Source organism: Fundidesulfovibrio sp. YSD1 (assembly GCF_055397115.1).
On the sequence record NZ_AP043666.1, the window covers coordinates 1,337,020 to 1,362,943 of the forward strand.

Genomic DNA, 25,924 nt, shown 5'->3' on the forward strand with positions numbered 1-25,924 from the left:
CCGCCTCAGAAGGCCTGGCCGATGCTTATGTAGAGCTGGAAAACGTCGTCCACCTTGTCCCTGCGGTAGAGCGGCGTGGCCACGTCCACCCGGAAGGGCCCGATGGGCGTGAACACGCGCAGGCCCAGTCCCGCGCCAGCAAGTATGCCCTTGCCCGGGTCCGGGTAGACGGTCTCGTAGGTGTTGCCGCCGTCCAGGAAGGCCACGAGCCCGAACATTTCGGTCAGGCGCACGCGTAGCTCGGCCCCGAAGTCGAAGATCGAGCGCCCGCCCAGGGGCTTGTCCCCGCGCAGGGGGCCCACGGTCTGGTAGGCGTAGCCGCGAATGGAGCCGCTGCCGCCCGCGTAGAAGCGCACGTCCGGCGGCACGAGCTTGGAGGCGGACACGCCGCTTATGCTGCCCGCCGAGGCCCGCGCGGCCAGGACCACCCGGGATTTCTCCGTGAAGCTCAAATAGAACGAGCCCGCGAGCAGGGCCTTGACGAAATTGAGGTTGTCGCCGCTCACGCCGATGTGCGGCGTGACCGTGGCCGAGGCGAGCAGGCCTTTGGTGGGGTCCAGCGCGTCGTCGCGGGTGTCCAGCGCGAGCCCCAGGGGGATGGAGGCCAGGTTGTAACGCGTGTTGCTGGCGTCCGGGTTCGCCGCGTCGTCGTAGACCAGGCTCGAGCGGTAGCCCACTCCCGCTTCGGCCGTGACGTGCTCGCCCAGCTTGCGCGACACCTTGACCTCGGCCGTGGCGTTCTGGCCGTGGAAGGCCTTGGTGTCCTCGTCGGCGATCCGCACCCCGGCCAGCAGGCGCTGCTTCTGGTCCAGGAAGAAGGGGTTCTCGAACTTGGCCTCCAGCACCTTGCTCACCTGCGATACCGCCGCGTGCAGGCGCAGCCGCTCGCCGCGCCCGAAGAGGTTGCGGTGCTCCCAGGAGACGCGCGCGCCCGGGCCGTCGTCGGTGTTGTAGGTCAGGCCGCCCTTGAAGGTGCGCTGCTTGCGCTCCGTGACCGAGGCCTCGATCACGGCCTTGTCCCGGTCCTCCAGCTTCTTGCCCGGCGCGGCCGAGGCCTTGGCGAAGAGCCCCAGGTCGGCCAGGCGCTGCTCGAAAAGGTCCACTTGGTCCTGGCGGTACTCGTCGCCCTCCTTCCAGGGGATGAGCGGGGTGAGCAGGTCCTCCTTGACGTCCTTCAGGCCCTTGAACTCCGTGCGCCCGAACACGGCGTAGGGCCCCGGCGTGACGACGTAGGTCACGTGCAGGGTGTGTTCCTTGAAGTCCGCCACGGCCTTGCGCCGGGCCACCACCGCGAAGGGGTGGCCCTTGTTGCGGAAGTAGGACGTGAGCTTGCCCTCGGCGGCCACGATGTCCTTGGAAATCCCGGGCTGGTCCAGGGTCAGGCCCAGGGCGGCGGCTTCGGGCAGGGGGAAGCGCACGGGCTCGGATTCGGCGGAGAGCTCCACGTCCACCCATTTGAGGATGAACGCGTCCCCGGGCTCCACGTCGAAGACCACGCGCACCGGGGTCGCGGCCTCGTCCACGTTCACGCTGGCCCGGGCCGCGAAATAGCCCCGGGAAGCCATGGCCTTCTTCAGCTTGTCCAGGTCGCCCCGGGCTCGCCCGCGCAGGAGGAAGAGGTTGTCCACGGGCTTGTCCGCCATGGAGGCCGTGGTGGAGACAGAGGCGAGCAGGTCCGCGAGGGCCTTGTCCGCCACGCCCGTGAAGCTCACGGCGTAGCGCAGCTTGGGCTTGTCCTGCCTGGCTTCGGAGGAATCCTTGGCGTCCTGCGCCCTGGGCGCGCACGGGGCCGCCAGCAGCGCCGCGCACACGGCCAGCAGGGCAAGCGCCACGCGCAGGACCGGTTTTGAATGCATGCCACCCTTTAAACCGGATGCGCCACGGAGGCAACGCCGCATGTCCGGACAGGCGATTTTCTGGACGGGGCGAGCGCCTTGCGGTAGGCGAAAGCCCGCGCGCACGGCGCAATCCGGCCTCAGGAGCCCCGACATGGACCTCGACAGCTTCTTCCGCCACGAAGTCAAACCCGCCCTCGGCTGCACCGAGCCCGGCGCGGTGGCCTACGCCGCGGCCGTAGCCGCCAGCCAGATGGAGGGCGCGCCCAGGCACATCCATCTGCGCCTGTCCTCCAACGTGTTCAAGAACGGGGCGAGCGTGGGCATCCCCGGCACGGGCGGGCTCAAGGGCAACCTGCTGGCCGCCGCGCTGGGCGCGCTGAAGGGCGACCCGGAGAGCCCGATGCAGACGCTCGCCAACCTGGACGCCCAGGCCGTCGGGCAGGCCCGGGCCTTGCTCGAGGCCGGGCGCGTGACCCAGGAGGTGCTGCCCGAGGTGCCAAGCGTCTACGTGGAGGTGGAGCTTCTGCGCCAGGGCGGCAGCGTCACGGCCATCGTGGCCCACCGGCACGACAACGTGGTGGAGGTGCGCCGAGACGGGCGCACGGTGCGCGAAAGCGACGAGGGCGAGTCCCAGTCCGGCGTGCCCGCCTACCTGCGCGACCTGGCCCGGCTGGACTTCGCCGGGTTGTGGCGCGCGGCCTCCGAGGTCGGCGAGGACGTGCGCGCCTTCATGCTCGAGGGCGCGCGCATGAACATGGGCGTGGCCCGCCAGGGCATCGAACGACCGTGGGGGCTCGGCGTCGGCCACGGGCTCTATTCGCTTTTCGGCTCGGAGGGGCTCGGCATGCGCGTGAAGGCTTTCGCGGCCGCAGCGGCCGACGTGCGCATGGCCGGGGGCGACATGCCCGTGATGAGCAGCGCCGGGAGCGGCAACCACGGGCTCACGGCCATCATCCCGCCCGCCCTGGCCGCCATGGAGTGGGGCTGCGCGGACGACGCCCTGGCGCAGTCGCTGGCGCTCAGCCACCTGGTGACCGGGGCCATCAAGGTCAAGACCGGCAGGCTGACCCCGGTGTGCGGCTGCACCGTGGCCGCCGGGGCCGGAGCCTCGGCCGCGCTGGTGCGCCTGGCCGGGGGCGACGCGGCCCAGGCCGAGGCCGCGGCGGGCTACGTCATGGCCGCGCTCACGGGCATGATCTGCGACGGGGCCAAGGCCTCCTGCGCGCTCAAGGTGGCCACGGCCGCAGCCGAGGCCCACTCGGCGGCCATGCTCGCGCTCAAGGGCTTCAGGATCACGGGCCAGGAGGGAGTGATCGGCCCGGAGTTCTCGGCCAACACCGCCTCGGTGGGCGAGCTGTGCACCATGGGCTTCTCCGCCGTGGACGCCACGGTGCTGCGCATCATGCGCAAGGCCTGCGATATCTGAGCCGCTAGCCCGACACCACCTTGTCGCAGGCCACGCCGTGTTTGCGCATCCGGTTGGCCACGGTGAGCCTGGTCACGCCGAGGATGCGCGCGGCCCTGCTCTTGTTGCCGCCCGCCTGGCGCAGGGCCTCCACGAGCGCTGCCTTCTCGTCCTGCGGCAGCGCCGGTTGCGAAAACGCCCCGGGCCCTGGGCAGGCTCCCGCCTGCCCGCTCAGCGACGCGGGCAGGTGGCACTCCTCGATCCTGCCGGAGTCGGCCAGCATGGCCGCGTACTCCAGGGCGCTTTTCAGCTCGCGCACGTTGCCCGGCCACGGATGCCCCGTGAGCACGCGCATGGCGCCCGGCGACACGGCCGCCTCGGGCCTGCCCGTGCGCTGGGCGATCTGGCGCAAAAAGTGCGCGGCGAGCAGGGGCACGTCCTCCATGCGCGCGCGAAGCGGCGGCAACTCAACGGGGATCACGCCCACGCGGTAGTAGAAGTCCTGCCGGAAGCGGCCCTCGGCCATGAGCGCGCGCAGGTCCTGGTGCGTGGCCGCGATCAGCCGCACGTCCACGGGCACGGGCCTGTTCTCTCCCACGCGCTCGATGGTCTTTGTCTCCAGCACGCGCAAAAGCTTGGTCTGGATGGAGAGCGGCGCGTCGCCTATCTCGTCCAGGAAGATGTCCCCGCCGTGGGCCTCCTCGAAGCGGCCGCGCCTGTGGCGCAGCGCGCCGGTGAAGGCCCCGCGCGCGTGCCCGAAGAGTTCGCTCTCGAGAAGCGACTCGTTGAGCGCGGCGCAGTTGAGCTGCACGAAGGGGCCTCCCGCGCGCCCGCCGAGCTCGTGGATGGCCCTGGCCGCCAGCTCCTTGCCCGTGCCGGACTCGCCCAGGAGAAGCACGGGCAGGCCAGAGCGCGCGGCCTTTTCCAGCACCTCGAAGAGCCCGCGCATCACGGGCGAGTGCCCGACCATGCCATAAAACGCGTCCGGCTCGCCCAAAAGGCGCGAGAGCTCCACCACCTTGCCCTCCAGGCGGTCGAGCTCGCTTAGGTCCATCACGCTCTCCACCGCGCCGATGACCTTGCCCTCCGAGTCGCGGATCAGCGACTGGTTCTTGAACACCGGCACGCGCAGCCCGTCCTTGCGCACGATCAGGCAGCGCCTCGGCCTGGAAGGCCGCCCGGCGAAGAGCTCGCACCAACTCTCCCCGCTCTTGCGGCGGCTGGCCTCGCAGGCGTCGCAATCGAAAATCTTGCAGCTCCTGCCCGTCAACTCCTCGCGGCTGAACCCGGTGAGCCTGGCCATGGCGTCGTTGACCATGACGATGCGCCCCGTGGGGTCCACCAGGAAGACGCCCTCCTGGATGGCGTGGCAGATGTCCTGCCAGTGTGCGCTTATGTCCATGCGCCCTCTCTCTCCGGCTTGTTATGCATATGCATAATCACATGTGTATGCATATACACCAAAAATAGCAAGGACGCGCAGGTCTTCGCATGTCTTTCCGAGCGGTTGTGCACAGGCACGGTCCCTGCTCATCCGGAGCATGCTCACCTCCATCGACCCCAAAGCGACGTTCTCCCGCAGGACGCTGTTCAAGGCCCTGGGCCTGGGCGGCGCGGCCGCGCTTCTCCCGGAGCGCTCCCGTGCGGCGGCCCTGCCCGAAACCGGCCAGGAACTGGCCACCTTTCTGGACTTAAGCAAGTGCATCGGCTGCGGCGCGTGCGTGGAAGGCTGCCGGGAGGCCAACAAGGCCAAGTTCCCCGGCCCGGCCAAGCCCTTTCCCAGGATGTACCCGCCGCGCGTCAAGGCCGAGGACTTCTCGGACAAGCGCGGCGTGGACGACCGCCTGACCCCCTACAACTGGCTCTACATCCAGAGCGCCAGCGTCGACGGACGCGAGGTGCACGTGCCCAGGCGCTGCATGCACTGCGTCAACCCGCCCTGCGCCAACCTCTGTCCCTGGGGCGCGGCCGCCAAGCAGGCCAACGGCATCGTGGCCATCAACGCGGACATCTGCCTGGGCGGGGCCAAGTGCCGCGACGTCTGCCCCTGGTCCATCCCCCAGCGCCAGACCGGCGTGGGCCTCTACCTGGACCTCTTGCCGTCCATGGCGGGCAACGGCGTGATGTACAAGTGCGACCGCTGCAAGGAGCGCGTGGCCAAGGGCGGGGCGCCCGCCTGCATCGAGGCCTGCCCGCAGGGCGTGCAGGTTATCGGCCCGCGCGCCGGGATCGTGGCCATGGCGAAGAAGGCGGCCAAGGACGGCGGAGGCTACCTCTACGGCCTGGAGGAGAACGGCGGCACCAACACCGTCTACCTCTCGCCCGTGCCCTTCGAGAAATTGAATGACGCCCTGGCCCGGGCCAAGGCCACGGGGCCGGGAAAGCCGGACCTGGCCAAGGCCGCCGACGTGATGGCCGGGTCCAACACGCTGGCCTGGGCCGTGATGCTGGCCCCGCTGGCCGGGGCGGCCTCGGCCTTCCTCAAGGGTGCGCGCAAGGTCTTCAGGAACGGGGAGGCCCGCCATGACTAGGCTTTCGATCTACCGCTGGACGGTCGCGGTTCTGGCCGTATCGGGCATCGCCCAGATGCCCATCTTCAAGCGCTACTACATCGCGGACGTTCCGGGCCTGGCCTGGACGGCCGACTACTTCTTCACCCACCGCCTGCACTACCTGGGCGCGGCCGCGCTGCTCTTCTGGCTCGCCCGGCGCGTCTTCCTGGGGGAGGCCGCGAGCCTGGGGCGCGCGCGCCTGGCCATCCTGGCGGCGCTCGTCGTCACCGGGGCCGTGCGCGTACTCAAGAACCTGCCCGACGTGAGCTTTTCGCCCACGGCGGTGATGCTCATCGACTGGACCCACCTGGGCGCGGCCATGGCGCTCGGTATCGCGGCCCTGGCGGCCTTGACCGGACGCCGCCCCCGCAGGGCGGCTGCAATGCAAGGGAGGTGATGCGATGTTCGCGGCAAGGGTGATTTTCGCGTTGGTGATCGTCTGCGCGCTCTCCACGGCAGCATGGGCCAAGTCTGCCTGCCCGCCGTTCTTCCTGCGCGCCGAGGACGGCTCAGTGATCAACCCCGTGACGGGCGAGAACGCCGACAAGCCCGTCTCCACCCGGCAGACCTGCGGAGCCCAGGGCTGCCACGACTACGACACCGTGACCAAGGGCTACCACTTCCAGCAGGGCTGGGACATGGTCCGCGACGACTTCGGCAAGGACAAGCCCTGGGTGCTCTCCCCGGGCATGATGGGCAAGTTCTGACCGCCCTCCTTTCGCCAGTTGGCGAAGAAGCGCAACGACAACCCCGACCAGATCGACATGACCCCCTTCATGTTCGCGGCGGCGGGCGAGAAGGACGAGAAGAACATGGGCGTGCCCGGCTGCGGCGGCTGCCACCCGGGCGGCGGCGGGCTGGAGTTCGACCGCGACGGCAAGCGCTACGACGCGCGCCTCAAGGGCGACCCCGCACTGGCCGCGACCCTGGACGGCGACTACTTCAAGAGCCGCTGGGACAAGACCGGCGTGGTGGAGGCCGACTGCTTCATCTGCCACCTGCCTGGCTACGACTTTAAGGAGCGCAACAAGCAGCTGAAAAAGCTAAACTTCCGTTGGGCGGCCACCGCCGCCTCCGGGCTCGGGCTCGTCTCTGGTTTCGTGGACGAGGGCCAGGACCCCAAGGTCGCCTACAACCTGCGCCTGTTCAACCAGGACGGCAAGGCGGTCGTCCCCCTCACCGACACCCCGCCCAGCGAGAACTGCGTGTTCTGCCACGGCATGTCCGACATGAAGAAGCGCGGCTTCTCCTGGGACGACCGCGTGAACCACGACGTGCACAACCTGCGCGGCATGTCCTGCGTGAGCTGCCACCCGGGCGGCAAGGACCACAACTTCGCCAAGGGCGAGGAGAACGTGTCCACGGTGCGCGACGACCTGGACAACACCATGCGCAAGTGCGCGGACTGCCACACCACCGGCTACATGGGCGCGCCCAGGCCCGAACACGCAGGCGTGCGCCCCAGCCACCTGGAGAAGATCGCCTGCGAAGGCTGCCACATCCCCTTCCTGTCCAGGGCCGGGGGCGAGGGCTTCGACGTGACCACGGGCAACATGGTCAACTACCCCAAGATCGGGGCCAAGGCCATGGGGGCCGAGTTCAAGTGGGAGCCGCGCCAGCAGTTGGTCAAGCGCGGGCAGATCACGCCCGTGAACCCGCTCCTGGTGGTCACCTGGACCAACCGCGACGCCGACGGCGCGTACTACCCGCTCTTCATGCGCGAGCTCAAGAAGGGCTGGGACCTGGCCGCGCCGCGAATCAAGGACGCCAAGGCCCCGAACAAGCCCGAGCTGCACACGCCCGAGGACATCGCCGTGATGCTCGCGGCCCTTTCCAAGGCCCTGGAGGGCAACCAGCGCTTCAAGGCCGTCGCGCCCGTCTACCACAAGGGCGGCGAGATCCACACGCTCGGCCCGGACGGCAAGGTGGTCACCCGCAAGGACGACACCTGGGTCGGGCACGGCGAGGGCTTCAACATCAACCACAACGTGGCCCCGGCCAAGCTGGCCCTGGGCTCCGGCGGCTGCCGCGACTGCCACTCGGACACCGGCAACATGTTCGCCGGGCGCATGGTCACGGACATGTTCGGCCCGGACGGCAAGCCCGTGCGCACCACCAACGCGAAGCTCCTCGGCATCGGCCAGGGCGCGCTGGCCGTGCAGAACGCCTATCAGGCCGCCATCGTGCCCTACGGCAGCTGGATGATCCTTATCGTCGCGTTTATGCTCACGCTGCACTACACCGGCCAGGGCCCCAAGGGCCTGGACATGCGCCACGAGCCCGGCGAGATCGAACGCTTCAGCCTCTCCGAGCGCTGGACGCACCTGGCCCGCATGGCGAGCTTCGCCGTGCTGGCCGTGACCGGGTACGTGTTCTTTGTGAACAACTCCACCCTGGCGGCCGCGCTCTTCGGCTCCTACAAGGCCGCCGCCGCGTGGCACTGGGCGGCCGGATTCGTGTTCACGGCGGCAGGGCTCGCCAGCCTGGCCCTCTGGTGGCGCGACGCGCGCTTCACGAAGTACGACTCCAAGTGGTTCGCCCTGCGCGGCGGCTACCTGGGCAAGCGAGAGGGCGCGGCGCACGCCCCTGCCGGACGGCTGAACGCGGGGCAGAAGGTCTTCTTCTGGCTCTCGCTCGCCCTGACCCTGGCCATGGCCGCCACGGGCGCGCCGCTCATCTGGAAGGAGTCCCTGGGCGCGAACACGGCGCTCGTGCTCTCGGCCGCGCACGGCGTATGCGGCGTGCTCTTCGTGGCCTGCGTGCTGGCCCATGCCTACCTGGGCACCATCGCCAACCCCGGCACCTGGCGCGTGCTGGTGGACGGCAAGGTCAGCCGGGCCTGGGCCAGGGAGCACCACAGCGAGTGGCGCGCCGGTGAGGAAAAGCCCGGGAACAAGTAAGGGGATCGGATCGGAGCAGGCCCGGCGCGACTTTGCGAACTTCGCGCCGGGCCTTTTTGCGTATTGACTGTGTTACATTTTAATAATACGTAATACGCAACATACGGTCGCATCACCTCACGACCTCCTTGCCCCCCGGTGCCCGCAATCCCCCGCTTGCGGGCCCGGGGAAGCGGGGGAAATCCAAGAAATGAATCGGAGAGGGCGCTGCCCTTCCCAAGCCTCTCCCGCCAGGGGACTTCGTTTCCGGGACCCGTTTCAGCCGCGAGTCTTTCACTGGAAGCTTCGCGGCGTTTTGTTGACAATGATTTTCAATATCATTATCAGTAGGCCACCCGCATACGGGCATCTTTCCCGGAGGCTTCCAAGACGTGACCCCGTCCCAGATCGCATCGGCCCTGAAGACCCTGATCCCCATCCGCCAGCCCGCGTTCCTCTGGGGACCGCCGGGCGTAGGCAAGAGCCAGATAGTGGCCCAGACCGCCCGAGCCCTCGGCCTCGACCTCCTGGACATCCGCGCCGTGCTTTTGGACCCCGTGGACCTGCGCGGCCTGCCCTTCCCCGAGGCCGACGGCCGCACCCACTGGCGGCCGCCCGCTTTCCTGCCCGCCTCGGGCCGGGGCGTGCTCTTTCTGGATGAGCTGAACACGGCCCCGCCGCTTGTCCAAGCGGCCTGCTACCAGCTCATCCTGGACCGCTGCCTGGGCGAATACCGCCTGCCCGAGGGCTGGAGCGTGCTCGCGGCCGGAAACCGCGACCAGGACCGCGCCGTGACGCACCGCATGCCCACGGCCTTGGCCAACCGCTTCGTGCACCTGGAGTTCGAACCCGACCTGGACGACTGGGCGGCCTGGGCCGCGAGTGCGGGCATCCGCCCGGAGGTGATCGCCTTTTTGCGCTTCCGCCCGACCCTGCTGCACGACTTCGACCCTGCCCGCGCCGCGCGCTCCTTCCCCACGCCGCGCTCGTGGGAGTTCGTCTCGGCCATGATCGGGGCCGCGCCCGACCCCTGCGTGGAGGCCGAGCTTCTGCGCGGGGCCGTGGGCGACGGCGCGGCGCTCGAATTCGCGGCCTTCCTCAAGGCCTTCCGGGAACTCCCCGACACCGACGCCGTGCTGGCCTCGCCGGACACGGCCCCGGCCCCCTCCGACCCGGCCGTGGCCTACGCCATCTGCGAGGCCCTGGGCCGCAGGGCGAGCCCGGCCACCATGCCCGCGCTGGCGCGCTACGCCTCGCGCCTGCCCGTGGAGTTCGGCGTGCTGCTCATGCGCGACGCCGTGCGCAACGACCGGGAGACAGCCCGCACAGAGGCCTTCGCGGCCTGGGCGCGCGACAACGCCGAGGTCTTCGCGTGACGGGGCCGGGCCGCGCCGAACTGGCCCTCACCCGGGCCAGGGCCGAGCTTCTGCTGGGCCACCCCTTTTTCGGGTCCATGGCCCTGCGCCTTGATTTCGTGCGCGACGAGAACTGCGCCGACCTCTGGACCGACGGCGTGACCCTCGGCTTCAACCCGCGCGCGCTTTCCGGCCGCGACGAACACGAGATCGCGGCCATGCTGGCCCACGCCATCCTGCACCTGGCCTGCGAGCACCACCTGCGCCGGGGAGAGCGCGACCCCGGCCTGTGGAACCGCGCCTGCGACCTGGCCATCAACGGCCTCTTGAAAGACGCGGGGTTCACCCTGCCCGGGGGCTACCCCGTGGACAAGGCCCAGCGCGGGAAACCCGCCGAGGCGGTCTACGCCGCGCTGCTTGGGAGCCTGGACGAGAAAGGCGACGGCCTGGGCGGCGGCGGGGACGCCACCCCGCAAGAGTTCGGCGGCGACGCGAAAGGAACGCAGGACAAGGGCGCGCCCGTGGAGGCGGCCCAGGCAAGGCCTTCGTCCAGCGCCCCGGGCGGCGACGGCCAGGGCGAGGACAGGCGCAAGGCCCAGGCCTCGGGCGCGGGGCAAGGCCAGGGAGCCTCCGGCGGCGAGGACGCGCCCCTGGCTGGCGAAGTGCGCGACCATCCCGGGCTTTCGGGCGATCCGTCCCCGTCCACGCGAAACGACCTTGCCGCCAAGGTGCGCCAGGACGTGAGCCAGTCCTTGCGCGCCAGCGCCGACATGGGCGACTTGCCCGCCGGGCTCATCCGCCTGCTGGGCGAGCTTTCCAGCCCCTGCCTGGACTGGGCCGAACTGCTCAGGCGCTTCGTGCTGGAGCGCGCCGTGAACGACTACAGCTGGTCCCCGCTCAGCCGTCGCCACGCCCACGCCGGGCTCTGCCTGCCCTCGCCGCGCGCCATAGCCCTCGGCGACGTCATCCTGGCCGTGGACACCTCGGGCTCGGTGGACGACGGGCTCCTGCGCGCGTTCTTTTCGGAGTTCGAAGCCGTGCTCGCGGCCTGCGACACGAGGCTCTTCCTCTACTGCTGCGACGCCCAAGCGGGCGAGCCCGTGGTGCTCACCCGGGCGGACCGCCTGGACGCCCCGGCCCCCCAGGGCGGCGGCGGGACCGACTACCGCCCCGTGTTCGCGCGCGTGGAGGACGACGGCGCGCGCCCGGCCTGCCTGATCTACCTGACCGACCTCGAATGCGACCGCTACCCCGAACCTCCGGCCTACCCCGTGCTCTGGGCCGTGCCCGGGCGCGCCCAGGGCCAGCCGCCCTTCGGGGAAGTCCTGCGCCTGCGCTGAAGGAGCAAACTATGCGCATCACCTGGAACATCGAAAAAAAACGCGGCAACCTGCGCCCCGTGCTCACCTACCAGGTGGTGCTGGAGGGGTTCGAGAAGGCCCTGGCCCTGCCCATGGTCCGGGTGGAGTCGACCATCCCGGAGCCGCCCTCCTCCTGGCAGCCCCACTGCTACCCCCACGAGTTCGAGCGCGCCGGGGCCGCCCCGGCCGGACGCTACCGGCTCGAGACCCCGGGGCATGCGCGCGGCAAGCACGGCCAGGCGCTTCGCCTGCCCTGGCGCGAGGACAACCTCTACCCCGAGGTGGAGGAGTCCTTCGAGCTTCTGCGCGAGGCCTTCGAACTGGCCCTGAACGCGGCCCACGAGAGCGAGCCCATGGACGAGCGCGGCGAGGTGGCCGTGTCCGCCTCCATGAAGCGCAGGCTCGCGCCCGCTCTCCTGGCCGACCGCCTCCTGAGCCTGGCCGGATAGGCCTCGCCGCTCGAACGCGGGCCAGCCGGCCCTCGCCGGGTTGACAGGCCGTGGCCGCTCGCGGATAGATTCCCGTCCGGCGGACCACCCGGTGCCTTCGAGCGCCGAAGGTCCCAGGCGAGGCAGGCCGGATGCAGAACGTCACCAACCTCCATATCCTCACCGGCACGCTCACGCTGGCCGCGTTCACGCTTTTCTGCGCCCTGTGCGGCCACGCCCTCGCGCGCCTGCTGAAACTCTGGGACGCCCCCCCAGACGGTGCCGCCAACCCCTGGCTGCGCTGGTTCTTCGCGATCACGGCCGGGATGTCCGCGACTGTCTGCGCGCTCTTCGCCCTGAGCGCCACGGGGATGCTCACCCCCTTGGGCGTGGGCGCGGCCGGGCTCATCCTGGCCGGGGCCTCGGCCCTCACCCTCGCGCGCCTGCCCGGGACGGAAGCCCCCAAACGGCCCGGACCAGCCGGAGCCCTCGACCTTCTCTGCGCCGCGTGCCTGTTCCTCGTCCTGGCCTTCGCCGCGGTGAAGGCCCCCGGAAGCTGGGACGACACCAGCTACCACCTGCCCGTGGCCCGCTTCTACCTGGAGCACCACGGCCTGGCCGTGAACGAGTACCTGCGCTTCCCGCTGTTTTCGCACAACGTGAACCTGCTCCTCGCGCTCGGGCTGATGCTCGGCGGGGACATCCTGGCGCAGATGATCGCCACCGCGCCGCTCTTCGTCGCCTCTCTCGGGCTCGTGGGCGCGGGGATCTGGCTGCGCGGGTCCGTTCTGCCGGGCTGGCTCGCGGTGCTGGCGCTTTTTTCGCTCAAGCCGGTCACCCAGTTTCTGGGCTACGCCTACGTGGACAGCGGCTTCTCGCTCTTCTGCTGGGCCGCGGTCCTGGCCGTGGCCGTCTGGCAGGCAATGGAAAAGGGCGGAAAGGGCTGGATCCTGACCGCCGGGCTTTTCGCGGGCATGGCCATGGGCGCCAAGTATTCCGGGATCGCGGTGATGGCCGTCGTCGCGCTCTTCATCCTGGCCCTGGGCCGGGAGCGCAAGGCCGCGCTGCCCTTCCTGCTGGCGGCGTTGGCCGCCGGGTGCTGGTGGTACGCGCGCAACGCGATCATCGCGGGCGACCCGCTGACGCCTCTGGGCGGGGATTTCTTCGGCTACTACCTCTGGAGCGCGGACGACCTGGCCGGCGTGAAGGCCGAGCAGGCCACCCACGGCGTGCCCGGAGGCCTGCTCGCGCTCTGGCCCGCGCTCCTTAAGGCCGGGGTGTCGGTGTTCGCCCTGGCGCTCCTGTCGCTTCTTGGCGCGCGCAGGGGCCAGCGCGCGCTGAACACGCTCAGGTTCTTTTTCGCCGCGTGCTTCCTCTTCTGGCTCTACTCCTCGCAGGTGGCGCGCTACCTTGCCCCGGTGTACGCCCCGGGCAGCCTGCTCGCCGCGCACTTCGCCTGGGGGCTCGTGGCCAACCGCTTCACGCGCCCGCTCGCGGCTCGCTGGCCGAGGCTCCCAAGCCCGGCGCTCGCCTCGGCGGCCTGCCTGGCTGCGCTCGCGCCGCTGGCCTGGCAAGGCTACGGCGACGCCAGGCGGCACGTGCTCACCTGGAACATCGATCTGCACGTCCAGCAGGGCTACCTGCACTATCACGTGGCCAACACGCTCATCCCCCAGTTCGGGCCGCGCATGGTCCAGATGGGCTTCGAGAACGGGGTGTACTTCTTCAAGGGGCTGGTGGTGGGCGACTGGGTCGGCCCCGGGCGCTACACGCACATGACCCGGCCCGAGGACCCCATGCGCCTGCTGCCCCAGGAACGTCTGGCGGAGGTGCTGCGCGGCTACGGCGCGTCCATGATCCTGGTGAACGCCCGCATCTACCCCTTCGACGGCGACGAGTACGCAAGGCTCTTCGACATCCGCTTCATCCACGGCAGCGGCGCGCTGATGACCCTGAAATGAGTGCGCTGGGCTGCCTCCCCCCGCCTCACTCCAGGACCATGGGCCGGTAGAGCCGGATGTCCCCCTCCATGGCCCGGCGCAGCTGCCTGGCCTGGGAGGCCATGGCCTGGCGGGGGCTCATGCGCTCGCCCCCGCAGCCCGTGAGCATCGGCGTCTCCATCCTGCGTTCGAAGGCCCTGGACACCCGCCGCAGCGCTGCGGGCGTGAGCCTCTCGGGGCTTGCGCCCCACTCCGGGAACATCCCGGCGAGCCCCGGCAGGAAGTCACCCCGGCCGACCACGCCCTGGTTGAAGAGCGACAGGGCCAGCCTGTCCGCCACCAGGGGCGTGAACTCCCCGGCCAGGTCCAGGGCCAGGGCCGGGCGGGCGTCGTCCAGGTCGTGCAGGACCCCGGGGCGGGGGTCCAGGCCCGCGGACTTGAGCGCCGCGAAGGCCTGCCTGGCCGCGAACATGCAGAGGAGCGAGATCACCACGTTCACCGGGTCGGCCCCGATGCGCCGGTCGCGGCGGGTGAAGCCGTGACCCTCGGACAGGCCGTGGCGAAGCCCAAGGTAGTAGCGCGCCCCGGCCTCCCCGGCCACGCCGCGCAGCGTGAGCAGGTCCGTGGCGTCGCCCGCCACCTCGGCCCAGCCGCGCACCTCCTGCGCGAGCACCCCGGTCTCCCTGACGTTTCGCGCCCGGCTGATGCGCGCGAGCAACCAGGCCATGTTCATGAGCCTGCCCATCACCATGCCCCTGGCCAGCCCCGCGCGGAAGGGCTCGTTCTCCACCAGGTCGAACTGACGCTTGAGCAAGAATACGCTCGGCGGCTCGAAGGGGGCGCCCCCCTCCGCGCGGCGGGCGAGGACCCGGCCCGGCCCGGCCCCGGCTGCGTCGCGCCGCCAGGCGAGCCCCTTGGCGCGCAGGAGCGCCGCGCGCACGCCGCCCATGGGCTTTGCGGGAAGCGATTGCCTGGCCTCGTGACTCACGACCAAACCGGACATGCGACCTCCTCGCGGCTTGCGCCGCACATTGACGGAATCATCCGGGGCCCGGATGCGTCGGGGAACGTTGACGGGGGGCTACCAGCCGTTGCGGACCTGGCGTTCGCTCTCTTCCCGGTATTTGTAGGTGTCGAAATCGATCGACACACCCTGGCGCTTCGGCAGCCTCGGCTGGAAGCGCCGCCGGACGAAGAGGAACGCGAGGACCAACGCCGCAACCGCGAACAGGACCGGAAGAATTTCACGCATGATGTACGCCCGCACTGCTTTTGCTCGTTACTGGGCGGCGGGCCGTGGGTACGCAAGCCCGGCGCGGAGCCGGAAACCGCTCTGACGCGCGCAGGCTAGCAAGGGGCCCCTGACATTTTCCTTACCGGCGGGAGGGTGGAAAGAAAAACGTGGATCAAAATTAAATACAAATATTACAGCGACCTACAGAAGAACCAGGATTCAAGGGCCGCGCCTGGCGGATCAGCAGGGCAAGGAGTCCGGGGGCGCGCACGCCACGGCCTTGAGCATGGCCGCGATCTCGCCCTCGGGGTAGTCCTCGGCGCGAAGGAGCTTGGCGAAGCGCTCCAGCACCTGCCGGGCCCCGATGGCGGAGCGCCTGCCGTGCAGGCGGTAGAGGAGCGCCCAGAGGGAGTCGTTCAGCGGGTCCGCGCCGAGGGCCTTTTCGGCCAGGCCCAGCGCGGACCGCATGCGCCCCGCCCCGGCCAGCCGGAAGCACCAGGCCAGGGCCGCCCGCGTCAGGGCGGAGGCCAGGCCGTCGCGAAGGGCGCGCACCCGGTCGTCTCCGGTGATGCCGGCCGCGAATTCCCCCTGCCACAAAGCCTCGGCCCGGGTGAAGGCGTTGCCCGCCTGCCAGTGTTCCTGCAGGCGCAGATGCTCCATGCCCTTGTTGGCGGCGGCCAGGAAGTCCAGGGCGTCCACCCGGCAGTTGGCCAACCAGAGGATGCCCCTGTCCCGGTTGAGGTAGCAGTGGGCCACGCCGCCGGGCAGGGCTTCGGCCAGGGTCTTGCGCAGGCGCGAGACCATGGTGTCGAACTTGGCCTTGGCCGCCCGGGGCGGGCTGTCGGGCCAGAAATGGAGTTGGGCCGTGTCCTGGCTGAGCTTGAGCCCGGGCGAGGCCAGCAGCAGGCAGAGAAGCTCCCGCTGCGCCGGGGTCAGGGCCTCGGCGGGCAGGAGCGGCGCGCCCCGGTAAAGAATGGTGAACCCGCCCAGGGTGCGGAATTCAAGCAGCTCGACCTCTTCGCCGTCGTCCCCGAGGGCCAGGGCCGCCCGGCTTCCGGCCAGGGCCCGGGCGTAGGCCGCCTCCACGCCCTGGGCCACGGCGAAGCCCAGGGTCTGCCTGACGGCCTGGGGAGCCCAGGCCCAGAAATGCCGGTAGCCGTTGCGGCGCATGAGCCCGAGCCCTGCCCCGATGTCCTCGCGGGCGGCGGCGCGGTCCCCTTCGCGCAGGTTGATCCAGCCCCGGTGCATGAGCCCGCAGGATTCGAGGTAGGCCGTGGGCATGCGCCTGGCCAGCCCGATGCCCCGGGTGATCTCCTCGATTCCCTCGGCTGCGCGCCCGCACAAGCCCATGGTCAGGCCCGCGATCAGCTTGCTCGCGGCCACGAAGTAGAGCCCGCCCGCCTGGCCGCGCAGCACGGCGGACTCCCGGGCCGCCTCCAGGGCCTCGCCGCGCTGGCCGGAGAGCGCCAGGGCCACCCCCTTAAGTTGCAGCACCTGGCTGCGCAGGTGCGGGCCGAGAGGCGTCTGGAGGGCCAGGTCGCCAAGGTCCAGGGCGTGCTCGAAGCGGCCCTGGTTGATGGCTATGTCCATCTCCCAGACGAAGCAGAACGGCCCGGCGATGGACTGCGAGAAGAGGGTATTGCCCATGTCCGCGACGAGCCTGTCCTTCTGGTCGAAGTAGTCCGCGAACTCCCCGTCGTGGAAGAGGAAGTTGAAGAGCATCATCCGGATGGCCAGCCTGTTGAACGAACCCACCTCCGGGCGCTGCGCGATCTCGGAAGCCTGCTCCAGCCACTGGCGGGACAGCGAGAGGCGGCCCGCGAAGATGTGGATGTAGCCCATGACCATGAGCAGCCCCGCCTCGAAATTGACCAGCCCCTCCCGCCTGGCCAGGGTGAGGGCCAGCTCCGCGTAGCGCGTGGCCGTGGCTGTGTCGGCCAGGAAGATGCAGCGCCCCGTGGCCAGGCTGCCCGCCAGCAGCACCGTGGAGGGAGCGTCCAGCGCGCCGGACAGGCGCGAGAAAAGCGCCTCGGCCCGGGCCAGCAGTCCCTCGCCCTCGCGGTAGTGCCCGGTGGTGGTGATGTGGATGGAGATGATGTGCGCGAGGCAGAGCAACTCTCCGCGCTCGTCGCCCCTGGCCGAGAAGGCCTCCAGCGCCCTCGAGAGGAGCGGCAAGGCCTTGGCCGGGGCGAAATCCAGGTGCGCCAGGGCCAGGTAGAACCCGGCCCAGCCCAGCCCGGAGAGCTCCGCTTCCGGAACCTCGCCGATCACCGAGGCCAGGGTGGCGGTCTGGTTGGCGGCCAGCATGGCCGTGCCGCTTTCGCGCAGCACCTCCTCCATGCCCGCGTAGTCCCCGGCCTGAAGCAGGTAGCTGAGCGCCCTGCCAGGGTTTCCGCGCGCCGCGAAGAAGAGCCCGGCCTCCCGCGCCACCCGCCTGAGTTCCTCCCGGCTCATCTCGGCCCGTGCCTTTTCGCGCAGGAATTGCCGGAAGAGGTGGTGCAGGCCGTAGATGGTCGAGTCCTTGTCCAGACGGCGGATGAAGACGTTGCGGCGGGCGAGCCTGGCCAGGGCATCGCCCATGGAGGGCTCGCCGGTCAGGCTCAGGGCCAGCTCCACCGGGATCTCCTCGAGGAGCGACAGCACGGACAGGGGCCTGTGCAGCTCCGGCTCCAGGGTGGCGAAGACCGTGCGCCGGAAGTAGCCGACCATGTCCGCCTCGCCGTCCAGGGCGCCCCATGCGCCCAGAGGGTCGCCGTGGCGCTGCGCCATCTGGAGCCCGAGCAGCAGCACCCCCATGACCCAGCCGTCCGTGCTGGAGGACACGCGCCGGACGGCGTCCTGCGGCGGGGAGAGGCCCAGCACGTGCTGGAAGAAATCCGCCACCTCGTTCTCGTCCAGGGCCAGGTCCCTGTTGCCCACGGCTACGCGGCCGCGCCCGCCGGGCGTAGGTTGCAGGGATTTCAGGGGCAGGGGCTCGCGCGAGGAGAGGATGAAGTGCAGACGCGGCGGGGCGTTCCGCACCAGGTAGTCCAGGATGAACAGGCTGGGCTCCGAGGCCAGCAGGTTGTGCAGATCGTCGAAAACCAGGTACAGGTCGTGCTTCAGGCAGCACCGCAGCGTGTTCAGGAGCAGGTCGATGCGCTTGGGGAGATCCGCCGGGACGATGCCGCCGCCGGTGAGCCCCGCCCGGCTCAGGGCCTGGGGGCAGCCCGGCAGCGCCCGCGCCAGGCAGGCCTGGACGGCCAGCAGGAAGAAGGCCGGGTCCGCGTCCTCGGGGCCGGTCTGGAACCAGGCCGAGGCCCAGGCCTTGCGGTCGAGGAACTGCCTGATGACCGTGGTCTTGCCCTGGCCCGCCTGGGCCTCGAAGACGATGAGCGGCTTGCGCGGGCCGCAACGCAGGAGCAGTCCGCCAACCACCCGCTCCCGGAAAAGGAATCGGGGGGTGTCCACCTGGGGCGGGAAAAACTTGTCGGCCCGGACGTGCACGTCAGACTCCAGAGAAAGACGTACTGCTTGATTTTGCTTAACATTGCACCCGGAGGACAGCAACGCCAAAATGCCCCGGACCTGGCGGGGTTGACAAACGCTAGCAAACTAAATATTAGCAATCTAACAAATTTCCAGCACCGATGGCTCACAACGCCGATCCCTTCAGGAGGCACGCCCATGAGTTACGCAAGCGACTTCAAGATCGACAACACCATGTTCTCGTCGCGCATCGAGGGCAACGTGCTCGTCATCAACCAGAAGAAGCAGTTCATAAAAATGGTCGACGAGATCGACCAGGTCTTCGTGTTCCACGAGTTCCTGGCCCAGTCGATACGCAGCAAGCTCTTCGACACCATGCTGCTGTTCAACGGCTCGGAGGACGACGCCCACGGGGAGAGCGCGGACTTCCTCCGCAAGGCCGCGGAACCGGGAAGGGACAACAAACTGCTCAACAGGCTCACCAGCGTGGTGAACGAGTTGGTGATCGCGCTCGCGGAGATGAAGCACACCACAGTGTACGCGGGCTCCGGCAACATCTCGTTCTTCAACCTGAACATCAGCCTGGCCTTCGACTACAGGATCGTCACCACGGGCACGCTGTTCACCAACACGAACATGAAGCACGGCGTGATCAGCAAGGCCTGCGGGTACTTCATGCCCCGCCTGATCGGCTTCGACCAGGCCTTCGAGGTGCTCCTGCGCGAACGCATTACCGCCGAGGAGGCGTTCGACCTGGGGCTGGTTGACAGCGTCATCCCCGTGGCCGACCTGGAGCGCGAAGCCATGGAGCTGACCAACGAGTGCAGGCGCGGCAGGCTGGGGACGCTCCTGGGGCTGCGCAAGATCTTCAAGGGCAACACCGTGGAGCTTCGCCGGGTGCTGCAACTCGAGGACGCGATCATCGCCAGGCAGTTGTCGCTGTTGGGCAAGTGCGGCGGATAGCAGCCGGAGGGGACTTGCCCGAAGGCGAAAGGCGGAAAAACGAAAACGCGGTAAGTGCTGTCAGACACTTACCGCGATTTGTTTGAGTGGCGTCCCCAAGGGGATTTGAACCCCTGTTAGCGGCGTGAGAGGCCGCCGTCACGGGTGTAATCATCGCTTGTCCTGTATTCCCTTACTTCTGTCCTTCCATCTGTCTCTTTGCCATAACCTTGAAACTTCATCATAAAGGAGTAGTGGTATGGCGTCAATCTCAGAGGCGTGGAATCTGTATTCCCAACTTGTACTTTCCAACTCCTCAAAGCGTTCACGCAGCGTCGAGACGGGGCGTTGGAATTTACATGTACTAACCCATTTCGGGCCAGACTGCACCATTCAAGACATCACAGCCAAATCCCTCTTGGAGTTCCGAATCGCATTAACACATAAACGGCTCAGCCCTCAAACAATCATGCACTGCATGTCGTTGTTGAGACGAGTTTTACAAAGAGCAGTCGAATGGGGGCTAACGAATGAACGCCTCCCCTCATTTGACATGCCGAAATTCGACAACCGGAGGGTGCGCTTCTTAACCCCAGACGAAGCCAAACGGTTGCTCTTCCAACTTTCGACTCAATCCGAGCTTTGGCACGAAATCACACTGTTCGCACTGCACACTGGCCTGCGATCCGGAGAGCTATTCCGTCTTCGGCCCTGTCATTACGACCAGCGGAACGGCTTACTTCATGTCCTGGACACAAAAAACAGTGAGAACAGGACCATCCCGCTGAACAAGGTTGCGTCAGCCGTGCTCAAGAACAGGGCAAAAATTCGCGGCGAATACATTTTCACAGACCAAGGGAGACAAATACAGTATGCAACAAGAATATTCCGTCGCGCAGTCGAGGCCTGCGGCCTAAACAAAAACACAACAGACCGGCGTCAACGAGTCGTGTTTCATACGTTGCGGCACACGTTTGCGAGCTGGATGGTGCAACACGGCATTCCGCTAGCAGTCGTGGGCCAACTCCTTGGACATCGCACGCTCCAGATGACTATGCGGTACGCTCACCTAGCTCCAGCCCAAGGAGTAACAGCCGTCAAAAGCCTTGAAAATCTTACAGACTAGCAAAAAATTGAGGCTTTTGGGGGACTGTCCCTTGGAAGCCTCTATTTTGCCCCCCCGCTTCTTGTCAAGATAAATGGGATTTTTTTCGTTTCCTGCCGATCATCCTTTTTTGGAGTCCAAAGGATTCTATCCAGCACTCATTTGAAAACATGAATGCTTTGGCCGCTCTTTTATGACTTAATGCGATCCCTCGTGATAATTTGCGAAATTTTCCGAAAATCTGTGAAACTTGACTGATGGGACGAGTTTTGATCCGAAACGAAGCACGACTGAATCCGTAAGTCTGAAAGCAGGACAGGTGAGGTGTATACACCTCACAACCTGCCTGCCCTGCGGGGCTGGCTTATTCGCCTTCGGCTCAACGCTAGGAGCAGTGAAATGCCGTCAAAAAAGCTAAAGCTAGTCTGCTACGTCAACACCCAGGAGCACGCGGTAATCTCTGCCCACGCCGAGCGGGCCGGGCTCACCAGGTCCACTTACATCAAACGCATCTGCCTGGGGCAGCCCACTCCCAGCCTGGAGAAGCAACACACCCGGCGGGACCTTATGAAGACGCAAGCCGACCTCGGGCGGTTGGGTGGCCTCTTCAAGCTATGCCTCTCCGAGAAGCAGGGGCCACTTGTTGCCCTGCATCAGGATGTTCGGCGCATCCTCCGTGAAATCGAGTTCAGGCAAAGTGAACTAAAGACCGTCATTGCTCGCATTTTACTTCTTCCTTTGGCGTAAAACATGATTAGCCGTCGTGTTCCTCAGCAGCCGGAGAACGATAATTACCGGCGCTTGGCCCGCTACATCGCGGCGGCCGACCATCAAAACGAGAAATCGTTCATGAGCTGGTGCGCCGGATGCCTGGGCGAAGACTATGCCCAGGGCATCCAAGAGGCCTTGGACACACAGGCCATGAACAGGCGGAGCACCAAGGAAAAGACCTACCATCTTATCGTGAGCTTTCGGCCGGAAGACGAGGCCAGACTCACCCCGGAGGTGTTCAAGGCCATCGAGGAAGAATTCGCCAAGGCTCTAGGGTTCGCCGAGCACCAGCGCCATTGCGGTGTCCACAAGAACACGAACAATCTCCACATGCACGTGGCCTACAACATGATCCACCCGGAGAGATTGACACGGCATGAGCCCTTCCGAGACTTCCACAAGCGCGACCTGGTTTGCCGTGATCTGGAGAGACGCTTCGGCCTGGCTATCGACAACGGCCGGGGAGTTCAGAAGGACGGCCCGCAGCTCCATGACCTGGCGGCCATGGTGGAGGCGCACACTGGCCAGGAAAGTTTCGAGCGGTACGCCAAAGAGCGACGTGGGATTATCCTGGAGGCCCTGGACCACGTTTCAAGCTGGGAAGATCTTCACGGCGAGCTGGCCAGGTTTGGGATGCGGCTCACACCCCACGGCAACGGCTTAGTTTTTCAGGATGTCCATAACGAGCGCTACAACGTGAAGGCCAGCGCGGTGGCCCGCGAAATGTCCATGACCAAGCTGACCCGGCGATTCGGCCCTTACGTCTCGCCGGTGGGCAGGAGCCTCAAGCCGGGGGACGAGCAGTACAGAGCCAAACCGCTACATCGAGGCGCGGAACGCGGCGAGCTGTTTCGGGAGTATCAGGCTGGGCGGGAGACCTGGTTGGCCGCCCTGGATGCTATCTCCCACCAGCGAAAGGCGAAGATCGCGGCCTTGAGCGAGCGGTGGGAAGCCCAGAGGCGAGAAATCAAGGAAAAATTCATCGGCCGGGAGCGAAGACGATTGCTCAAGGAAGCCAAGCTTCGTGAGGCTGAGGAACGATTAGCGATCCAGCAGGCCGCCCGGGCGAGCCAGAAGGATGTCAGGGAGCAGACGCCCTACTCGTCTTGGACAGACTTCCTCCGGTGGCAGGCTTCCCAGGGACATGCAACCGCCCTGGGGATACTCAGATCAAAAGATGGCCAGGACATGCCCCTTGAAGACGGCGCTCCGGACCCAAGCCAAGACTTGATCGTGAAGGAGAAGTGGGCGCGCAAGCAGCGAGAGCTTTTGGAGGAAGACGGTTTGAGCAACCGAGGCCGCCAAGGGCTCTTGGTGCTGGCCAAGGCGCGCGAGCTAGCCGAACTGGAGGGCGTGCGACCGGGTGGCCCGACGGTTTTCGGCGGCTTCACGAGCGAGATCGACGCCCGGGGCGTGGTGATGATCCGACTCCAGGGGGGAGGAATGGTCCGTGACGATGGCCGCCAAATCCTGTTTTCGATGAACGACGACCAGGCGCGCGGGGCAGCCTTGCAACTGGCACAGGCGAAATGGGGCAAGGCGGTCGGGCTGGACGGAAATGTTCTCCGGTTCATTCCGAGGGATTGGCCGAGGGAGCGGATCAAGGAACGGGGCCTGGAACGTTAATACCTTTTCTTCCTATCCCCCGAACAGCTCCACAGGCCCGCATAGCCCTTTTTAGCCCACTCTCCTGTCCATCTCTCGCTTTTTCCATCAGAACGCATCCTGGGGCCTCCTGGCGCAATCTCCTCCTCTTCCTTTTGGCGTAAAATGCCTTGGATGAGCCGCCATGGTGCGAGTCTTCGAGCCGCCAGGCGGTCATCCATTAGGCTGCTGGCTGCCTGCCTTTGGATGATCCGGCATCATGCGCGAAGCGCATAGCCGGTCATCCTTGCTTGCCTTTCTCTTAGAGGGGGGTTGGGAGGGGGGAGAAATCGAAAACCTGGCACCAAACTTCGGTCGTGGGGGCAAGGGGGTATTATTTCTTTTCTTCTTTTAAGATTAATTCCGAGCGAACCTTTTTCACCTGGCTCAAATCAAAACCATCCAGCAAAATACAGTAAAAACAGATTGATATGTAAATTTGACTTCTTTTGAGACACACGAAATTTTTTCGTGTGATAGCCAGCGCAGGCAAGCCGAAAACCGCTCGGGTCAGGGCTACTCTTCGAACATGGCAGATTTCGTTCTTTCGTGCTTGCGTTCTTTTTCGGTTCGTGCAATAGTGCTTTCGTGCTTAAACGAAAGCACTAACGGAGGTCACAGCTTATTTCCGGACCTTGGACAACTCCGCAGAGTGCGTCCATTTCGTTGGCATTCAGGATGATCCGCACGGGGTCACTCTGCTGATCGCCCAGAACCCGGAAGACGCCACGGGAAGAAAATATCCCGAACGCAAGAAGGAAAGAAAGAATGAGAACCATAGTTCTTGCTAGCCAGAAAGGTGGCGCGGGAAAAACCACCCTGGCCGCTCACCTGGCTGTGATGGCTGAGAAGGCCGGGGACGGCCCTTCCGTACTCATCGACACTGACCCCCAGGCCTCTCTTGCGGCGTGGTGGAACGGTCGTGCGGCGGAAACGCCCGCCTACGCGCCCACGACTTTGAAGGAGCTTTCAGACAAACTGGAGGCCTTGGCCAAGGCCAAGTTCCGATATGCCTTTATCGACACCCCTCCGGCCATCACCGAGGCGATCCGTGCGGTTGTCGCCCTGGCGGACTTCGTGTTGATACCGACCAGGCCGAGCCCACACGACCTTCGGGCCGTGGGGTCCACAGTGGAACTGGCCGCAGGCGCGGGCCGCCCGTTCGCCTTCGCCTTGACTCAGGCGAAGACCAATTCCAGGCTGACCGTGCAGGCCATGGCCGCTTTGTCCGAGCATGGAGTTGTTGCGTCCTCGATCATCGTTGACCGCGTCGATTACGCCTCGTCGATGGTGGATGGCCGCACGGTCATGGAGATCGACCCGCGCGGACGGGCAGCGGCGGAGATGGCGGAGCTTTGGCGGTTCTGTAAAGCACGAATAAACGAAAAAAAGAAAACAAGATAACAAGAGGACAAGTCATGGCCAAGAAACCCGCTCCCTTGTCCGCCGGACTGGTGGCCACCAAAGGTCAAGCAACTGTAGCCCCTGGCGCTACCCCCCGGCAGATGGAATCGGAACATACTCCTTCGGGGTCCTCCTCGCCACTAAATTTCAAGGTGGATGCTGAGTTCCGCCGAAGGTTCAAGATGCGCGCGGCAGAGGCAGGGTTGAAGTTGAATGAACTTCTGCGCCAAGCACTTGATGCTTGGGAAGAAAAGAATCAAGCACGATAGCACGAAAAGCCAAGAGCACGAGACAACCTGATGGGGAGAAAGAGTATTGATAGTAATGATTGTCGTCAGCAAGATATATCCTTTTTCAAAGGGTACCATTCGAGTGAGTTTTCTAGATGGTGCTGGAACCACCAGGGCTTAGAAGGAGCACGATATGAGTGACAAGAACAGGCGGCTTACAGCTCAAGATTTTGTGAATGACGGATTATATGTCTTCGGCGAGGCAACCACGTTTGAACGCGCTTACCCGACCATAGATACGATCCGCATTGAATACACCATATCATTTGTCGGTGGTTTTCCAAAAGATGATGAGCAATATGGATCATTTGTAACAACAGACAAAAAACACGTGGGCGAGTTTATTGGCTGTCGAAACAGCAAGTGCTATGGGGGAGGTTTTGAAATTGGCTGGATATTGCATGACATGGTCAACACTAATACATGTGAAAAGTCGGGGAGTATCAAGTGTTGTGGTCACGAGGGTACTCCAAAGGGGAAAAAGATTTACCGAAAGTGTATGAATAAATGCGACTACAAAATTGTTCTGACGTTCAAACAGACACTTAGTCAGCCTACCACGGACAGAACGCAGGATGTCACATGAGAGGGATAAAGCACCAATGCAGCAGGACCACCTACCCGAAAGGGACCTCCAAATTCGGGATGACCCAAAGTCGTCCGTGTACACGGCCCGGCTCCGTCGAACGCAACGGATTCAGCTAGCAGGCCGCAGCAAAGCTCGCACAGGTTGTGACTAGGTTAGACGGACTGGAGCAGCAGCCAGCGCCAAGGGGGAACAATGCGAGATACATTTGAATGCCGCCAATGTGGAAATTGTTGCCTCAACCTTGTTGGAGCGAGCCAAACAAGTTGCAGTGATGAAGACTGGAAACGATGGAATAAAGAGCAACGCCACGACATCCTTGTTCGAATTGAACCAATAATCGTAAAGGACAAAGTATTAGTTCGTGAGATGTGGTTCAAAATTACCAAAGATGGTCGCCGTGGAGAAATGGCGGACCGGTGTCCATGGCTTCGGAAGAAAGGCAGTATTTACACCTGCCGAATCCATGCGACCAAACCGGGACATTGCCGGGAATTCATCCCGTCTCCTGAATTGGCGATAAAGATTGGCTGTCGCGGGTGGGATGATTGGGTGGGAAAACTTTGCGCCCAGGACTCGTAATTGTGCCATTGAGTGGGAAGAATTATTCGCTGAAAAGGCCCTGCAGGAGCTGGCCAGCATTCGTATACCAAGTGAGCGTTGAAGCTAACGTGCCGAAAACACAACGCTCCGTCGCGTAAAAAAATTACCACTTTGAACGC

The 25,924-nt window shown here is 65.9% G+C and carries 22 protein-coding genes; 17 read left to right on the top strand and 5 right to left on the bottom strand.

The genetic code is table 11. The features are described 5' to 3' along the window. Positions 1-5: 5 nt before the first annotated feature. On the bottom strand, positions 6-1,856 hold the full coding sequence (locus tag ACZ5V4_RS06240) for an autotransporter assembly complex protein TamA (protein WP_464317315.1): 1,851 nt from the start codon (positions 1,854-1,856) through the stop codon (positions 6-8). A gap of 133 nt (positions 1,857-1,989) precedes the next feature. Here ACZ5V4_RS06240 and ACZ5V4_RS06245 point away from each other — a divergent pair, with 133 nt between their 5' ends. Further along, the gene (locus tag ACZ5V4_RS06245; RefSeq protein WP_464317316.1) at positions 1,990-3,264 is read left to right on the top strand and encodes an L-serine ammonia-lyase, iron-sulfur-dependent, subunit alpha; all 1,275 of its coding nucleotides are present in this window, start codon (positions 1,990-1,992) and stop codon (positions 3,262-3,264) included. 4 nt (positions 3,265-3,268) lie between these two features. On the opposite strand, the gene ACZ5V4_RS06250 is transcribed toward ACZ5V4_RS06245, so the two are convergent. Continuing rightward, complete coding sequence (locus ACZ5V4_RS06250) at positions 3,269-4,645, bottom strand: sigma-54 interaction domain-containing protein (protein WP_464317317.1); 1,377 nt, start codon at positions 4,643-4,645, stop codon at positions 3,269-3,271. A 139-nt stretch (positions 4,646-4,784) separates the two neighbouring features. Between ACZ5V4_RS06250 and ACZ5V4_RS06255 the strand changes: the two genes are divergently transcribed. The 8 genes from ACZ5V4_RS06255 (at position 4,785) to ACZ5V4_RS06290 (ending at position 13,779) form a co-directional block, all read left to right on the top strand. Then, on the top strand, positions 4,785-5,774 hold the full coding sequence (locus ACZ5V4_RS06255; RefSeq protein WP_464317318.1) for a 4Fe-4S dicluster domain-containing protein: 990 nt from the start codon (positions 4,785-4,787) through the stop codon (positions 5,772-5,774). After that, the gene (locus ACZ5V4_RS06260; RefSeq protein ID WP_464317319.1) at positions 5,767-6,192 is read left to right on the top strand and encodes a hypothetical protein; all 426 of its coding nucleotides are present in this window, start codon (positions 5,767-5,769) and stop codon (positions 6,190-6,192) included. Before ACZ5V4_RS06255 ends, ACZ5V4_RS06260 begins: the two co-directional genes overlap by 8 nt. Before the next feature lie 4 nt (positions 6,193-6,196). After that, complete coding sequence (locus tag ACZ5V4_RS06265) at positions 6,197-6,502, top strand: hypothetical protein (RefSeq protein WP_464317320.1); 306 nt, start codon at positions 6,197-6,199, stop codon at positions 6,500-6,502. Positions 6,503-6,520: 18 nt separating this feature from the next. Next, a complete protein-coding gene (locus ACZ5V4_RS06270) occupies positions 6,521-8,695 on the top strand; it encodes a cytochrome b/b6 domain-containing protein (protein WP_464317321.1) in 2,175 nt (724 codons plus the stop codon). A 371-nt stretch (positions 8,696-9,066) separates the two neighbouring features. Then, positions 9,067-10,050: an AAA family ATPase gene (locus tag ACZ5V4_RS06275; RefSeq protein WP_464317322.1), complete on the top strand. Its 984-nt coding sequence runs from the start codon at positions 9,067-9,069 to the stop codon at positions 10,048-10,050. Beyond that, positions 10,047-11,369 (top strand): vWA domain-containing protein, encoded by a 1,323-nt coding sequence (locus ACZ5V4_RS06280; RefSeq protein ID WP_464317323.1) that lies wholly within the window; start codon positions 10,047-10,049, stop codon positions 11,367-11,369. The genes ACZ5V4_RS06275 and ACZ5V4_RS06280 overlap by 4 nt, the downstream gene beginning before the upstream one ends. 11 nt (positions 11,370-11,380) lie before the next feature. Next, a complete protein-coding gene (locus tag ACZ5V4_RS06285) occupies positions 11,381-11,839 on the top strand; it encodes a hypothetical protein (RefSeq protein ID WP_464317324.1) in 459 nt (152 codons plus the stop codon). A gap of 131 nt (positions 11,840-11,970) precedes the next feature. Next, positions 11,971-13,779, top strand: coding sequence for a hypothetical protein (locus ACZ5V4_RS06290; RefSeq protein ID WP_464317325.1), 1,809 nt, complete (start codon positions 11,971-11,973; stop codon positions 13,777-13,779). A gap of 25 nt (positions 13,780-13,804) precedes the next feature. Here the strand turns inward: ACZ5V4_RS06290 and cas1 are convergent, their stop codons facing one another. The 3 genes from cas1 to ACZ5V4_RS06305 all read right to left on the bottom strand — a co-directional run bounded on the left by cas1 (position 13,805) and on the right by ACZ5V4_RS06305 (position 18,478). After that, on the bottom strand, positions 13,805-14,761 hold the full coding sequence (gene cas1, locus ACZ5V4_RS06295; RefSeq protein ID WP_464317326.1) for a CRISPR-associated endonuclease Cas1: 957 nt from the start codon (positions 14,759-14,761) through the stop codon (positions 13,805-13,807). 78 nt (positions 14,762-14,839) lie between these two features. Further along, positions 14,840-15,010 carry a hypothetical protein gene (locus ACZ5V4_RS06300; RefSeq protein ID WP_464317327.1) on the bottom strand — a complete coding sequence of 57 codons (171 nt, stop codon included), beginning with the start codon at positions 15,008-15,010 and terminating at the stop codon, positions 14,840-14,842. Between the two features lie 222 nt (positions 15,011-15,232). Further along, a complete protein-coding gene (locus ACZ5V4_RS06305) occupies positions 15,233-18,478 on the bottom strand; it encodes a BTAD domain-containing putative transcriptional regulator (protein WP_464317328.1) in 3,246 nt (1,081 codons plus the stop codon). A 180-nt stretch (positions 18,479-18,658) separates the two neighbouring features. Between ACZ5V4_RS06305 and ACZ5V4_RS06310 the strand changes: the two genes are divergently transcribed. From ACZ5V4_RS06310 to ACZ5V4_RS06345, 8 genes are all read left to right on the top strand, one after another. Further along, positions 18,659-19,423, top strand: a complete 765-nt coding sequence (locus ACZ5V4_RS06310) for an enoyl-CoA hydratase/isomerase family protein (protein ID WP_464317329.1) — start codon at positions 18,659-18,661, stop codon at positions 19,421-19,423. A 238-nt stretch (positions 19,424-19,661) separates the two neighbouring features. Beyond that, positions 19,662-20,528, top strand: coding sequence for a tyrosine-type recombinase/integrase (locus ACZ5V4_RS06315; protein WP_464317330.1), 867 nt, complete (start codon positions 19,662-19,664; stop codon positions 20,526-20,528). 378 nt (positions 20,529-20,906) lie between these two features. Beyond that, complete coding sequence (locus ACZ5V4_RS06320) at positions 20,907-21,254, top strand: plasmid mobilization protein (RefSeq protein ID WP_464317331.1); 348 nt, start codon at positions 20,907-20,909, stop codon at positions 21,252-21,254. Positions 21,255-21,257: 3 nt separating this feature from the next. Beyond that, complete coding sequence (gene traI / locus ACZ5V4_RS06325; protein ID WP_464317332.1) at positions 21,258-22,904, top strand: TraI/MobA(P) family conjugative relaxase; 1,647 nt, start codon at positions 21,258-21,260, stop codon at positions 22,902-22,904. Positions 22,905-23,690: 786 nt separating this feature from the next. Then, a complete protein-coding gene (locus tag ACZ5V4_RS06330) occupies positions 23,691-24,326 on the top strand; it encodes an AAA family ATPase (protein WP_464317333.1) in 636 nt (211 codons plus the stop codon). Positions 24,327-24,340: 14 nt separating this feature from the next. Then, positions 24,341-24,595 carry a ribbon-helix-helix protein gene (locus ACZ5V4_RS06335; RefSeq protein ID WP_464317334.1) on the top strand — a complete coding sequence of 85 codons (255 nt, stop codon included), beginning with the start codon at positions 24,341-24,343 and terminating at the stop codon, positions 24,593-24,595. 154 nt (positions 24,596-24,749) lie between these two features. Beyond that, positions 24,750-25,202 (top strand): hypothetical protein, encoded by a 453-nt coding sequence (locus ACZ5V4_RS06340; RefSeq protein ID WP_464317335.1) that lies wholly within the window; start codon positions 24,750-24,752, stop codon positions 25,200-25,202. Between the two features lie 195 nt (positions 25,203-25,397). After that, the gene (locus ACZ5V4_RS06345) at positions 25,398-25,784 is read left to right on the top strand and encodes a YkgJ family cysteine cluster protein (RefSeq protein ID WP_464317336.1); all 387 of its coding nucleotides are present in this window, start codon (positions 25,398-25,400) and stop codon (positions 25,782-25,784) included. The last annotated feature ends 140 nt before the right edge of the window (positions 25,785-25,924 follow it).